This window comes from Streptomyces sp. NPDC054866 (assembly GCF_053610745.1).
Map to the genome: position 1 here is coordinate 361101 of NZ_JBSGZA010000005.1, position 13044 is coordinate 374144.

Genomic DNA, 13044 nt, shown 5'->3' on the forward strand with positions numbered 1-13044 from the left:
TAGCAGAGACAGAATCATCGGGCCGGTGCGCGGGAGGACAAGCAGTGGACTTCACCTTCACCGAGGAACAGCAGGCGGCCGTCGAGGCGGCGAAGGCGCTCTTCGCCTCCGTCGCGCCCGACGGCGTGCCGAGCCCCGCTCTCGTACCGGGCGCCGTCGCCGAGGACTTCGACCGCGCCCTGTGGGCAAAACTCGCCGGAGCCGATCTGCTGAGCCTGCTCCTCGATCCCGAGCACGGCGGCGCTGGCCTGGACACCATCGCCCTCTGCCTGGTCCTGCGCGAGTCGGCGACGAAACTCGCCCGGGTTCCGCTCCTGGAGAGCAGCGCCGCCGCGTATGCCGTACAGACCTACGGCAGCGGGGAGTTGAAGCAGCGAATCCTGCCGAGGGCCGCCCGCGGAGAACTCGTCCTGACCGTCGCAGCGAACGGCCGCAGCGGACACGACCCCGCCGAACTCGCCGTCACCGCACGGCAGGACGGCGACGACTGGCTGCTCGACGGCACACAGACAGCCGTGCCCTGGGCACAGAACGCCGACCTCATCGTGGTGCCCGCCCACACATCGGCAGGCCGGGCCGTCCTCGCCCTGATACCCCGCGCGCACGAGGGCCTCACCCTCGCCGAGCAGGTGTCCACGAGCGGCGAGCGCCTCGGCGAGCTCAGCTTGGAATCCGTACGGATCAGCGGCGCCGACGTCATCGAGGCCGACGGGGCCTGGGACTGGCTGCGCGATCTGCTCGCCACCGGAACCTGCGCCCTCGCGCTCGGCCTCGGTGAGGGCGTGCTGAGCATGACCAGCGAATACACCGGCAAGCGCGAACAGTTCGGCTTCCCCGTCGCCACCTTCCAGGCCGTGGCGGTGCAGGCGGCCGACCGTTACATCGACCTGCGCGCGATGGAGGTCACCCTCTGGCAGGCCGCCTGGCGCATCAGCACCGGCGCGAGCGGCGCCCTGCCCGCCACCGGAGACGTGGCCGTCGCCAAGATCTGGGCGTCGGACGGCGTACGCAGGGTGGTGCAGACGGCACAGCATCTGCACGGCGGCTTCGGATCCGACACCGACTACCCCCTGCACCGCTACCACGCGTGGGCCAAGCAGCTGGAGCTGTCCCTCGGCCCCGCGGCAGCGCACGAGGAGGCACTGGGCGACCTGCTGGCCGCGCATCCACTCGGCTGAAGACGAAGACTTCAGCCCCAGCCCGAGCAGTCACAGCCGCAGCCGACGACTTAGATCACGACGCCCGGCTGGCCCTTGGCGTCGACGACGGGCCGGCCAGCGGCCTCCCAGCTCTGCATGCCTCCGTCGACGTTCACCGCGTCGACACCCTGCTGGACGAGGTACATGGCGACCTGCGCCGAGCGCCCGCCGACCCGGCAGATGACATTGACCTTGCCGTCCTGCGGCGCGGCCTCGGTCAACTCGCCGTAGCGGGCGACGAACTCGCTCATCGGGATGTGCAGCGCACCCGCGGCGTGGCCCGCCTGCCATTCCTCGTCCTCACGGACATCAAGGAGAAAGTCGCCGCTTGCGAGGTCGTCGACACCGACCGTGGGCACGTGAGATCCGAAAGCCATGCCTCCGACGCTACCCGACGGGCTAGGCGGTCAGCCGCGCAAGCTCCGCCTCGCGCTCGGTGACCTGCGAGAGCAACTGCTCGGCGATCTCGTCGAGGAGCTGGTCCGGATCGTCCGGCGCCATCCGCAGCATCGCGCCGATCGCACCCTCCTCCAGCTCCCGGGCGACCACGGCGAGCAGCTCCTTGCGCTGGGAGAGCCACTGGAGGCGGGCGTACAGCTCTTCGCTCTTGCTCGGCCACCGCTGCTCGGCCACAGGACCGGCCGCCCACTCCTCGGACAGCTCCCGCAGCAGGGGCTCGTCGCCACGCGCGTACGCGGCGTTCACCCGCGTGATGAACTCCTCGCGACGGCCACGCTCCTGGTCGTCCTGGGCCAGGTCGGGGTGGGACTTGCGGACGAGCTCGCGGTAGAGCTTGCGGGCCTCGTCGCTCGGCCGCACCCGCTGCGGCGGCCGCACCGACTGATCGGTCAGCATCGCGGCGGCCTCCGGATAGAGGCCGTCGCCGTCCATCCAGCCGTGGAACAGTTCCTCGACGCCGGGCATCGGCATGACCCGCGCCCGCGCCTCGTCCGCCTTGCGCCGGTCCTCGGGGTCACCACTGCGGGCGGCCCGGGCCTCGGCGATCTCGGCGTCCAGCTCGTCCAGGCGCGCATACATCGGGCCGAGCTTCTGGTGGTGGAGCCGGGAGAAGTTCTCCACCTCGACCCGGAAGGTCTCGACGGCGATCTCGTACTCGATCAGCGCCTGCTCCGCCGCCCGGACCGCCTTCTCAAGCCGGTCCTCCGGACGCGCGGCGCCGCCCTGCCCCGCCGCCCCGTCAGGAGCCTCGCGGCCCGCGGTCGCGGGCCCAGGGTCGGGCGTCTGGGGCTGCGTGGGCTCGGCTTCCGGGGTCGTCACCCGTCCAGCCTAGGCCACCGCGCCACCGCCCCGCCCGAGCGGCAATCCCGGCCCGCCCGAGCCCCGGCGGCCCCTCGCCCACACACCCGGGGGTGGGGCTGGGGTGGGGGCCCCTCCCCCCTCCCTCCCCCTCCCTCCCCTCTCCCCCTCACACCCCCGCCTCCGCCGCCACCCGTCCCTCCTTGACCGCGCGCACCAGTTCCGCGTGGTCCGCCTCCGTCCGATTCGCGTACGCCACCGCGAACGCCGCCACGGCCGTGTCCAGCTCGTCGTTCTTGCCGACGTAGCCCGCGATGAGCCGCGGGTCGGCGCTGTGCGCGTGGGCGCGGGCCAGCAGGGCTCCGGTCATCCGCCCGTAGTCGTCGATCTGGTCGGCGGCCAGCGCCGCCGGGTCCACGCTGCCCTTGCGGTTCCTGAACTGCCGTACCTGGAAGGCCCGCCCCGCCACCGTCGTCCACCCCAGCAGGAAGTCGCTGACCACCTGCATCCGCTTCTGCCCGAGCACCACCCTGTGTCCCTCGTGCGTGACCTCCGGCACCGCGAAACCCGCCGTGGGCAGATGCGGAAGCAGCGCGGAGGGCCGTGCCTCCTTGACCTGGAGCACCAGCGGCTCGCCCCGGTGGTCGAGCAGCAGCACCACGTACGACCGCAGGCCGACGCTGCCCGTGCCCACGATGCGGAAGGCCACGTCCTGGACCGCGTACCGAGCGAGGAGCGGCAGGCGGTCCTCGGACAGCGTGCCCACGTACTCCGCGAGGGCGGATGCGACCTCGGCCGCCTCCGCGTCCCGTATTCGCCGAAGGACCGGTGGGGCGTCGACGAAGCGGCGCCCCACGAGCCCGCCCTCGCCCTCGACGCGCTCGGTCGACTTGGCGGCGAACCGGGCGCTCGTGTTCTGCCGTGCCTTCTCGGAGACGCTCTCCAGGGTGCCGAGCAGATCCCGCGCGTCCGTGTGGGAGACCAACTCCTCGTCCGCGATGGCGTTCCACGCGTCGAGCGCGGGGAGCTTCGCGAGCAGCCGCATCGTGCGCCGATAGGCTCCCACCGCGTCGAACGCCGCTTCCCTGCAGACGTCCTCGCCCGCCCCGGCCTCGCGCCCCGCGAGCACGAGGGAGGCCGCGAGCCGCTTCACGTCCCATTCCCAGGGCCCGTGCACCGTCTCGTCGAAGTCGTTCAGGTCCATGACCAGGCCGCCCCGCGCGTCCGCGTACAGACCGAAGTTCGCGGCGTGGGCGTCACCGCATATCTGGGCGCCGATCCCCGTCACAGGGGTCCGCGCGAGGTCGTACGCCATCAGACCGGCGGCCCCGCGCAGGAAGGCGAAGGGCGACGCGGCCATCCTGCCCATCCGGATCGGCGTGAGCTCGGGGAGCCTGCTGCGGTTGGACTCCTCCACGGCATCGACCGGATCGGGGCGGCCGTCATCCTCGACGAACCACTCATGCGAGGCACGGCTGACACGGTCACGAAGCGCCTTGCCCTCCCGCTTCGGCGAAACCACCGAAGCGGCAGCCGAGCCCGCCCCGCCCCGCGACGGCCACTGCGCGAACCCCTTCACGTACGGCAGTCGCGCACCGTTGAACTCCGCCATGACAACCCCCCACCATCCAGCGGCCCCCGTGGACCTGACCTGGCATTGAAGGTAGCGCCGGGCGCCGAGCAGCGTCAGAGCCTGTGGACAACCCGCGCCCTGTGGACAACTCGGCGCACCGACCGCTTGCCGGTGACATACATCACCGTGCGGCCGCAGGGAGCCCGCAGCGCAGCGAGAAGACAACGGGGGACAACGAAAAGCAGGCCCCCACCAGGACTTTCATCCTGATGGAGACCCGCTCCACATGGTGCGCGAGGGGGGAGTTGAACCCCCACGCCCTTTCGGGCACTGGAACCTGAATCCAGCGCGTCTGCCTATTCCGCCACCCGCGCATGGGTGTTGTCTTGGGTCTCTCACCGCTTGGTGCGAACACTGTGTGTCCGGACACTGTGTGGTGCGAGCGCCTGCCGACATCCAGAAGATTAGCACGCTGCCGAGGGTGGATTCACATCCGTATTCGGGGGCACCTGCCCGAGTGATGCGTGGAGATCCGGAGAGATCCGGGGCCCGGGCGACCGACTTGCGCCGTACCCGGCGATGGTCCGCAGTCGGGTGCGCGACACTGGTTTGAGGCCCCCTCTACGATCCCTGGTAGAGGAGCCTGAGAGGAGCCCGGAAGGATCCCGGAACCCTGGTGCGGGCATGCCTTGTGAGAGGCGACACTCATCGACTGGGCGGACAGGGGGAACCAGCCGATTTCCCGGCGCGTGGATACGATCAGTAAGCAGTACCAGGATGACTACGACGGAGGAGGTGCCCCATGGGAGTCATGAAGAAGTTCGAGCAGCGACTCGAAGGTCTCGTCAACGGCACCTTCGCCAAGGTGTTCAAGTCCGAGGTCCAGCCCGTCGAGATCGCCGGCGCCCTCCAGCGCGAGTGCGACAACAACGCGACGATCTGGAACCGCGAGCGGACCGTCGTCCCCAATGACTTCATCGTGGAGCTGAGCGCGCCCGACTTCGAGCGCCTGAGCCCCTACTCGGGACAGCTCGGCGACGAGCTGTCCGGGATGGTGCGCGAGTACGCCAAGCAGCAGCGGTACAGCTTCATGGGCCCCATCAAGGTCCATCTGGAGAAGGCCGAGGATCTCGACACGGGTCTGTACCGGGTGCGCAGCCGCACGCTCGCGTCCAGCACCTCGCAGAGTCCCGAGCGCGCCCCGGCAGGCCCTTCGGGCCCCGCGGGCGCCGGCCACAGCCCCGCCAGACCCCCCGCGGGCGGCGCCGGCGGTGGCTACGGCTATCCACAGCCCGCTCAGCCCGCCGGCGCTCCCCCCATGCCCGCCGCGCCGCCTCCGGGTGGCCGTGCGGGCGGGCCCGCACCGGCACCGAACCGCCCTCAGGGGCCCGGCGCCGGACCTCTTCCGGGTGCGCAGGTGCGGCGCTGGATCGAGATCAACGGCAATCGCCATCAGATCTCCCGCCCGACGCTGGTGCTGGGTCGCAGCACCGACGCCGATGTGCGGATCGACGACCCCGGCGTATCGCGCCGGCACTGTGAGATCCGGACCGGAACGCCCTCGACGATCCAGGATCTCGGGTCTACCAACGGCATCGTGGTAGACGGGCAGCACACCACCCGCGCTACGCTCCGCGACGGCTCGCGGATCGTCGTGGGCCAAACCACCATCGTTTACCGGCAAGCCGAAGGGTGAAGCGGGGGCAATGTCAGAGCTGACCCTGACGGTCATGCGGCTGGGTTTCCTAGCCGTTCTGTGGCTGTTCGTGATCGTGGCCGTCCAGGTCATCCGCAGCGACCTGTTCGGTACGCGCGTCACACAGCGCGGTTCGCGCCGTGAGAACGCGCGACCGCAGCAGGCCGCACGCCAGCAACAGCAGGCGGCCACAACACCACCTCCCCAGCGCCAGCAGCAGGGGGGCGGGCGGCAGCGCCGCGGCGCCCCCAGCAAGCTGGTCGTGTCCGAAGGGATCCTCGCGGGCACGACGGTCGCCCTGCAGGGCCAGACGATCACGCTGGGCCGGGCGCACGATTCGACGATCGTGCTGGACGACGACTACGCGTCCAGCAGGCATGCCAGGATCTACCCGGACCGTGACGGCCAGTGGATCGTCGAGGATCTCGGGTCCACCAACGGCACGTATCTCGACCGGACCCGACTCACCACCCCGACGCCCGTTCCGCTGGGCGCGCCGATCCGCATCGGCAAGACCGTCATCGAGCTGCGGAAGTAGTACGACAATGAGCGAGCGGAGCGAGCGAGCCGACGCGGTCCACACACTGGACGCCAGCGCGCTCCCGACCGGAGGGTGGGCACCGTGCGGATGTACCCGGAGCCGACGGGCGAGGTGCGCATGAGTCTGTCTTTGCGCTTCGCCGCCGGATCGCACAAAGGCATGATCCGGGAGGGGAACGAGGACTCGGGTTACGCCGGTCCGCGTCTCCTCGCGATCGCCGACGGCATGGGGGGCCAGGCCGCGGGTGAGGTGGCGAGCTCCGAGGTGATCTCGACGCTCGTCACTCTCGACGACGACGTGCCGGGATCGGACATCCTCACGTCGCTCGGCACCGCCGTGCAGCGCGCCAACGACCAGCTGCGCCTGATGGTCGAGGAGGACCCCCAGCTCGAGGGCATGGGGACGACCCTGACCGCGTTGCTGTGGACGGGGCAGCGCCTCGGTCTCGTACACGTCGGCGACTCGCGTGCGTATCTCCTCCGGGACGGCGTTCTCACGCAGATCACCCAGGACCACACCTGGGTGCAGCGTCTGGTGGACGAGGGCCGGATCACCGAGGAGGAGGCCACCACCCACCCGCAGCGCTCCTTGCTGATGCGCGCGCTCGGCAGTGGTGAGCATGTCGAGCCGGACCTCTCCATCCGTGAAGTCCGCGCCGGCGACCGCTATTTGATCTGCTCGGACGGTCTCTCCGGCGTCGTCTCGCACCAGACGATGGAAGACACCCTCGCGAGCTACCAGGGCCCCCAGGAGACGGTGCAGGAGCTCATCCAGCTCGCGCTGCGCGGCGGCGGCCCCGACAACATCACGGTGATCGTCGCCGACGTCCTGGACATCGACAGCGGCGACACCCTCGCGGGACAGCTCTCCGACACCCCCGTGGTCGTCGGCGCGGTCGCCGAGAACCAGCTCCAGGCGCAGGACGACGGCGCCATGCAGACGCCTGCCGGCCGCGCGTCCGGCCTCGGCCGCCCCGTGCCGCCGCAGCCCTCCGGAGGCGGCTTCGGGCCGCCCGGAAGCGGCGACACGGCGAACTACGCTCCCGAGGGCAGCTTCGGCGCGTACAGCGACGAGGACTTCGTGAAGCCCGGCGGCGGCCGTAAGTGGCTCAAGAGATCGCTCTACACCGTGCTCGCCCTGGCGGTCATCGGCGGCGGCCTGTACGGCGGCTACCGCTGGACCCAGACCCAGTACTACGTCGGCACGAACGACGAGAACGTCGCCCTGTACCGCGGCATCGACCAGGATCTGGCGTGGGTCAGCCTGTCGAAGGTCGAGGAGAACTACCCCAAGATCGAACTCAAGTACCTGCCGCCGTACCAGCGCAAGCAGGTCGAGGGGACCATCCCCGAGGGCAATCTCGACGACGCCAAGAGCAAGATCGAGGAGCTCGGCCTACAGGCATCGGCCTGTGAGAAGGACGCCAAGCGCCGCGAGGCCGAGCGCGAGAACGCCAAGCCCGGTGAGGGCGAGGCGGGCGGCACGACCGGCCTGTCGGCCAAGGCGCCCACCGACGACCCGACCGATCCGACCGATCCGGCGGACAAGAACGGCACGAACGACAAGAACAGCTCGACCGACAAGAACAAGTCCAAGACCGCACCGACTCCCACACCCGGCCCCAGCCTCTCCGAGGACGAGGAGAAGCTGGTCCCACTGTGCGGTAAGCAGTAAGCAGCCGTTGGGGGCCTTTGCACGCCATGAGCAGTAGCACTACACACACGTCGACCATCGGCGCGATCGGGGCGCCGAGCAGGCGCAACACCGAGCTCGCGCTCCTCGCGTTCGCCGTCGTCATCCCGCTGTTCGCCTACATCAACGTAGGCCTCGCGATCGACGGCGAGCTGCCGTCCGGCATGCTCGGCTACGGCTGCGGGCTCGGACTGCTCGCTGCCGTCGGCCACATCGTGGTGCGCAGGTTCGCGCCCTACGCGGACCCGCTGCTGCTGCCGATCGCCACGCTGCTCAACGGCCTCGGTCTGGTGGTCATCTGGCGCCTTGACCAGTCGGAGAAGCTGCAGCAGATCGCCAAGGCGGCGACCGGCCAGTTCAGCCCCTCCGCGCCCAAGCAGCTGATGTACTCCGCCATCGGCATCGCGCTCCTGGTGGCCGTGCTGCTCGTGCTCAAGGACCACCGCGTCCTGCAGCGCTACACGTACATCTCCATGGTCGCGTCCCTGGTCCTGCTGCTCCTGCCGCTCGTGCCGGGTCTCGGCATGGATGTCTTCGGCGCCAAGATCTGGATCAGCGTCGGCGGATTCTCCATCCAGCCCGGTGAGTTCGCGAAGATCGTCATCGCGATCTTCTTCGCGGGCTATCTGATGGTGAAGCGCGACGCGCTCGCCCTGGCGAGCCGCCGCTTCATGGGGCTCTACCTGCCGCGTGGCCGTGACCTGGGCCCGATCATCGTGGTCTGGGCGATGTCCATCCTCATCCTGGTCTTCGAGACCGACCTCGGTACGTCGCTGCTGTTCTTCGGCATGTTCGTCGTGATGCTGTACGTCGCCACGGAGCGCACCAGCTGGATCGTGTTCGGTCTGGTGATGTCCTCGGTCGGCGCCGTGGGTGTGGCCACGTTCGAGCCGCATGTGCAGGAGCGTGTCGACGCCTGGCTGAACCCGTTCTCCGACGCCGTCATCGCGTCCACGGGCAGTGACCAGATCGCGCAGTCCCTGATGGCGTTCGGCTCGGGCGGCGTGCTCGGCACCGGGCTCGGCCAGGGCCACTCGGACCTGATCGGCTTCGCCGCCAACTCCGACTTCATCCTCGCCACCTTCGGCGAGGAGCTGGGTCTTGCCGGGATCATGGCGATCCTGCTCATGTACGCACTGATCGTGGAACGCGGCGTACGCACCGCCCTGGCGGCCCGGGACCCGTTCGGCAAGCTCCTGGCAATCGGTCTGTCCGGCGCCTTCGGCATCCAGGTGTTCGTGGTCGCGGGCGGCGTCATGGGCCTGATCCCGCTGACCGGTATGACCATGCCGTTCATCGCGAACGGCGGTTCCTCGGTGATCGCCAACTGGGCGCTGATCGGAATCCTCATCCGTATCAGTGACACCGCGCGCCGACCCGCGCCGGCCCCCGCTCCGAACCCCGACGCCGAGATGACCCAGGTGGTCCGACCGTGAACAAGCCCCTGCGCCGGATCGCGATCTTCTGCGGGCTCCTCATCCTCGCCCTGCTCGCCCGGGACAACTGGCTCCAGTACGTGGAGGCCGACACCCTCGCCGAGCATGACAAGAACCGCCGTGTCTCCATCGAGCGGTACGCCCAGCCGCGCGGCGACATCATCGTCGACGGCAAGGCGATCACTGGCTCCAAGGAGTCCGACGGCGGCGACTACAAGTACCAGAGGACGTACAAGAACGGGCCCATGTGGTCCCCCGTCACCGGCTTCGCCTCGCAGCGCATCGGCGCCACGCAGATCGAGTCCATCGAGGACGGCATCCTCACCGGCAACGACGACCGCCTCTTCTTCACCCGCAGCCTGGACATGATCACGGGCAAGAAGAAGGAGGGCGGCAACGCCGTCACGACCCTGAACGCCGCCGCGCAGAAGGCCGCGTACGACGGTCTCAAGGGCCGCGGCAAGGGCGCTGTCGCCGCGATCGACCCCTCCACGGGCGCGATCCTGGCGCTGGCCTCGGCTCCTTCGTACGACCCCTCGACGTTCGCGGGCAACACGGACAAGGAAGCCGAGCAGTTCGGGAAGCTGGACAAGGACAAAGACCAGCCGATGCTCAACCGCGCGCTGCGCGAGACGTATCCGCCGGGCTCCACCTTCAAGGCGGTGACCGCGGCGGCGGCCCTGGAGCACGACCTCTACAACGACATCGACGCGCCGACCAAGTCCCCGCTGCCCTGGACGATGCCCGACACCCAGACGCCGCTGCCGAACGAGGGCAACATCCCCTGCAAGAACGCCTCGCTGCGTGAGGCGCTGCGGGTGTCCTGCAACACCGTCTTCGGCAAGATCGGCTCGGACCTCGGCAAGGACAAGATGCTCGAGACGGCCGAGAAGTTCGGCTTCAACGAAGAGCAGTTCGTGCCGGTCCGTTCGAACGCCTCCGTCTTCCCCAAGAAGATGGACAGGCCGCAGACCGCGCTCTCCTCCATCGGCCAGTTCGAGACGGCCGCGACGCCGCTGCAGATGGCCATGGTCGCCTCGGCCATCGCCAACGACGGCAAGCTGATGGAGCCGTACATGGTCAGCGAGCTGCAGGCGCCGAACCTGGACGTGATCGAGAAGCACGCGCCCAAGGAGATGAGCCGTCCGCTCTCCGAGGAGAACGCCCAGAAGCTCCAGGACATGATGCAGACGGTGATCAACGACGGCACCGGCACGAACGCCAAGATCCCCGGCGTCACGGTCGGCGGCAAGACCGGTACGGCCCAGCACGGCGTCGACAACAGCGAAAACCCGTACGCCTGGTTCATCAGCTACGCCAAGACCGACTCCGGTTCGCCGGTGGCCGTCGCCGTGGTCGTCGAGGACAGCAAGGCCAGCCGCGACGACATCTCCGGTGGCGGTCTGGCCGCCCCGATCGCCAGGGACGTGATGAAGGCGGTTCTCGACAGCAAGAAGTGACCCCCGTCACGGCCTCTTCACATCAGTGCACGTTGCGGTACCGGTCCTGTATCGGGTGACGGTCGTGGCCGGGTCACGTAAGGCGAGCCGGGTACGGTATGCCCGGACAGCACACCGCCGGACCACACAAGGGTGCGGTCGGGACTGACGGAGAGGGCTGGATTAGCTATGGAAGAGCCGCGTCGCCTCGGCGGGCGGTACGAGCTGGGCCAAGTGCTCGGCCGAGGCGGGATGGCGGAGGTATACCTCGCGCACGACACCCGCCTCGGACGCACCGTGGCGGTGAAGACGCTGCGCGTTGACCTCGCGCGCGACCCGTCATTCCAGGCCCGGTTCCGCCGCGAGGCCCAGTCGGCCGCCTCGCTCAACCATCCTGCGATCGTCGCGGTCTACGACACCGGCGAGGACTACGTGGACGGGGTCTCGATCCCGTACATCGTGATGGAGTACGTCGACGGCTCCACCCTGCGTGAGCTGCTGCACTCCGGGCGCAAGCTGCTGCCCGAGCGCGCCATGGAGATGACCATCGGCATCCTCCAGGCCCTGGAGTACTCCCACCGCAACGGCATCGTCCACCGCGACATCAAGCCCGCGAACGTCATGCTGACGCGCAACGGCCAGGTCAAGGTCATGGACTTCGGCATCGCCCGCGCCATGGGCGACTCCGGGATGACGATGACGCAGACGGCGGCGGTCATCGGCACGGCGCAGTACCTCTCGCCGGAGCAGGCCAAGGGCGAGCAGGTGGACGCGCGAAGCGACCTCTACTCGACCGGCTGCCTGCTCTACGAGCTCCTGACGGTGCGCCCGCCCTTCGTCGGGGACTCCCCGGTGGCGGTCGCCTACCAGCACGTACGGGAAGAGCCGCAGGCTCCGAGCGTCTTCGACGGCGAGATCACGCCGGAGATGGACGCCATCGTCCTGAAGGCCCTCACCAAGGACCCGGACTACCGCTACCAGTCGGCCGACGAGATGCGCGCCGACATCGAGGCCTGCCTCGACGGCCAGCCCGTCCAGGCCACCGCGGCCATGGGCGCGGTCGGATACGGCGGCCACCCGGACGACCAGCAGACGGCGATGCTGCGCCCGCAGAACGGCGGGGGCGGCCAGACGTCGATGATGCCGCCGGTCGGCGGCCCGGACGACGGGTACGACGACCACTCGCGCCGCCGCCAGAAGAAGAGCAACACTTCTACGATCCTGCTGGTCCTGGCGGGCTTGCTGGTCCTGGTGGGCGCGATCCTGATCGGGAAGTGGGCGTTCACCGGGGGCGGTGGCGGCGACGACACGATCAAGGCTCCGAACTTCGTCGGTGAGACGCTTAAGGACGCCAGGAAGTCGGCTTCGAACGTCGATCTGAAGATCTCGGTCTCAGAGCGCAAGGAGTGCGCGGCGCAGGACAAGGGCAATATCTGCAGCCAGGACCCCAAGGCCAACACCGACGTCGAGAAGAACTCGACCGTCAACGTCGTCGTGTCCACCGGCGCCCCGAAGATCCTCGTCCCGGACGTGCAGGGCCTGACTTACGCGAAGGCCGAGAAGCAGCTCACCGATAAGGGCTTCACCGACGTCCAGAAGGAATCGAAGGAGTCCGACCAGACGCCTGGCATCGTCATCGGTCAGGATCCCGAGGGCGACACGGAGGCAGCGAAGGGCGAGACCATCACGCTCACCGTCGCTGAGGAGAAGGCGACGACCACCGTGCCGGACGTCACCGGCAAGACCTGCGAAGAGGCCAAGGCTCAGCTGAAGACCAACGACCTCGTCGGCACGTGTGAGGAAGAAGAGAGCGCCGACGCCGAAGCCGGCAAGGTCTTCTCGCAGAGCCTCACCCCGCAGAGCCAGGCCGACCCGGGTTCGACGGTGACGCTGAAGGTCGCCAAGGCTCCCGAGCAGGCCACCGTTCCGGCCCTCACCGGTCAGAAGCTCAAGGACGCCCGCAAGGCGGTCGAGGACGCCGGTCTGACGGTCGGCACCATCACCGGGCCGCAGGAAGACGACGCCCTCGTCGTCCTCTCGGACCCGCCCGCCGGCCAGCAGGTCGAGCCCGACACCGCGATCAACCTGACCACGGCAGGCGGCAACCAGGGCGACAACGGCGGAGGCAACGGCGGGGAAGACGGCGGAGGCTTCATCGGAGGCAACGCGGGCTTCTCCTCCCGCAACGACGAGGACTAGCCCTCCGCCTCA

10 protein-coding genes and 1 tRNA gene are annotated in these 13044 nt (G+C 69.3%); 7 read left to right on the plus strand and 4 right to left on the minus strand.

Translation table 11 applies throughout. The annotated features are described in order from the left end of the window. Window positions 1–44: 44 nt before the first annotated feature. On the plus strand, window positions 45–1178 hold the full coding sequence (locus ACWGI2_RS26540) for an acyl-CoA dehydrogenase family protein (protein WP_453698035.1): 1134 nt from the start codon (window positions 45–47) through the stop codon (window positions 1176–1178). 50 nt (window positions 1179–1228) lie between these two features. On the opposite strand, the gene ACWGI2_RS26545 is transcribed toward ACWGI2_RS26540, so the two are convergent. The 4 genes from ACWGI2_RS26545 to ACWGI2_RS26560 form a co-directional block, all read right to left on the minus strand. Further along, a complete protein-coding gene (locus ACWGI2_RS26545) occupies window positions 1229–1576 on the minus strand; it encodes a rhodanese-like domain-containing protein (RefSeq protein ID WP_453396829.1) in 348 nt (115 codons plus the stop codon). A gap of 22 nt (window positions 1577–1598) precedes the next feature. Further along, window positions 1599–2477, minus strand: a complete 879-nt coding sequence (locus ACWGI2_RS26550) for a J domain-containing protein (RefSeq protein WP_453698036.1) — start codon at window positions 2475–2477, stop codon at window positions 1599–1601. A gap of 148 nt (window positions 2478–2625) precedes the next feature. After that, window positions 2626–4068 (minus strand): DUF2252 domain-containing protein, encoded by a 1443-nt coding sequence (locus ACWGI2_RS26555; protein WP_453698038.1) that lies wholly within the window; start codon window positions 4066–4068, stop codon window positions 2626–2628. Window positions 4069–4316: 248 nt separating this feature from the next. Further along, window positions 4317–4403 (minus strand) — tRNA-Leu (locus ACWGI2_RS26560). A gap of 428 nt (window positions 4404–4831) precedes the next feature. Here ACWGI2_RS26560 and ACWGI2_RS26565 point away from each other — a divergent pair. The 6 genes from ACWGI2_RS26565 to pknB all read left to right on the plus strand — a co-directional run bounded on the left by ACWGI2_RS26565 (window position 4832) and on the right by pknB (window position 13032). Further along, on the plus strand, window positions 4832–5725 hold the full coding sequence (locus tag ACWGI2_RS26565; RefSeq protein WP_453698039.1) for an FhaA domain-containing protein: 894 nt from the start codon (window positions 4832–4834) through the stop codon (window positions 5723–5725). Window positions 5726–5735: 10 nt separating this feature from the next. After that, window positions 5736–6263, plus strand: coding sequence for an FHA domain-containing protein FhaB/FipA (locus ACWGI2_RS26570; protein WP_399395573.1), 528 nt, complete (start codon window positions 5736–5738; stop codon window positions 6261–6263). Window positions 6264–6383: 120 nt separating this feature from the next. Further along, window positions 6384–7940 (plus strand): Stp1/IreP family PP2C-type Ser/Thr phosphatase, encoded by a 1557-nt coding sequence (locus tag ACWGI2_RS26575; protein WP_453698041.1) that lies wholly within the window; start codon window positions 6384–6386, stop codon window positions 7938–7940. 26 nt (window positions 7941–7966) lie between these two features. After that, window positions 7967–9394, plus strand: coding sequence for an FtsW/RodA/SpoVE family cell cycle protein (locus tag ACWGI2_RS26580; RefSeq protein WP_453698042.1), 1428 nt, complete (start codon window positions 7967–7969; stop codon window positions 9392–9394). Next, window positions 9391–10854 (plus strand): peptidoglycan D,D-transpeptidase FtsI family protein, encoded by a 1464-nt coding sequence (locus ACWGI2_RS26585; protein WP_453396825.1) that lies wholly within the window; start codon window positions 9391–9393, stop codon window positions 10852–10854. The genes ACWGI2_RS26580 and ACWGI2_RS26585 overlap by 4 nt, the downstream gene beginning before the upstream one ends. 168 nt (window positions 10855–11022) lie before the next feature. Then, on the plus strand, window positions 11023–13032 hold the full coding sequence (gene pknB / locus ACWGI2_RS26590; protein ID WP_453698044.1) for a Stk1 family PASTA domain-containing Ser/Thr kinase: 2010 nt from the start codon (window positions 11023–11025) through the stop codon (window positions 13030–13032). The last annotated feature ends 12 nt before the right edge of the window (window positions 13033–13044 follow it).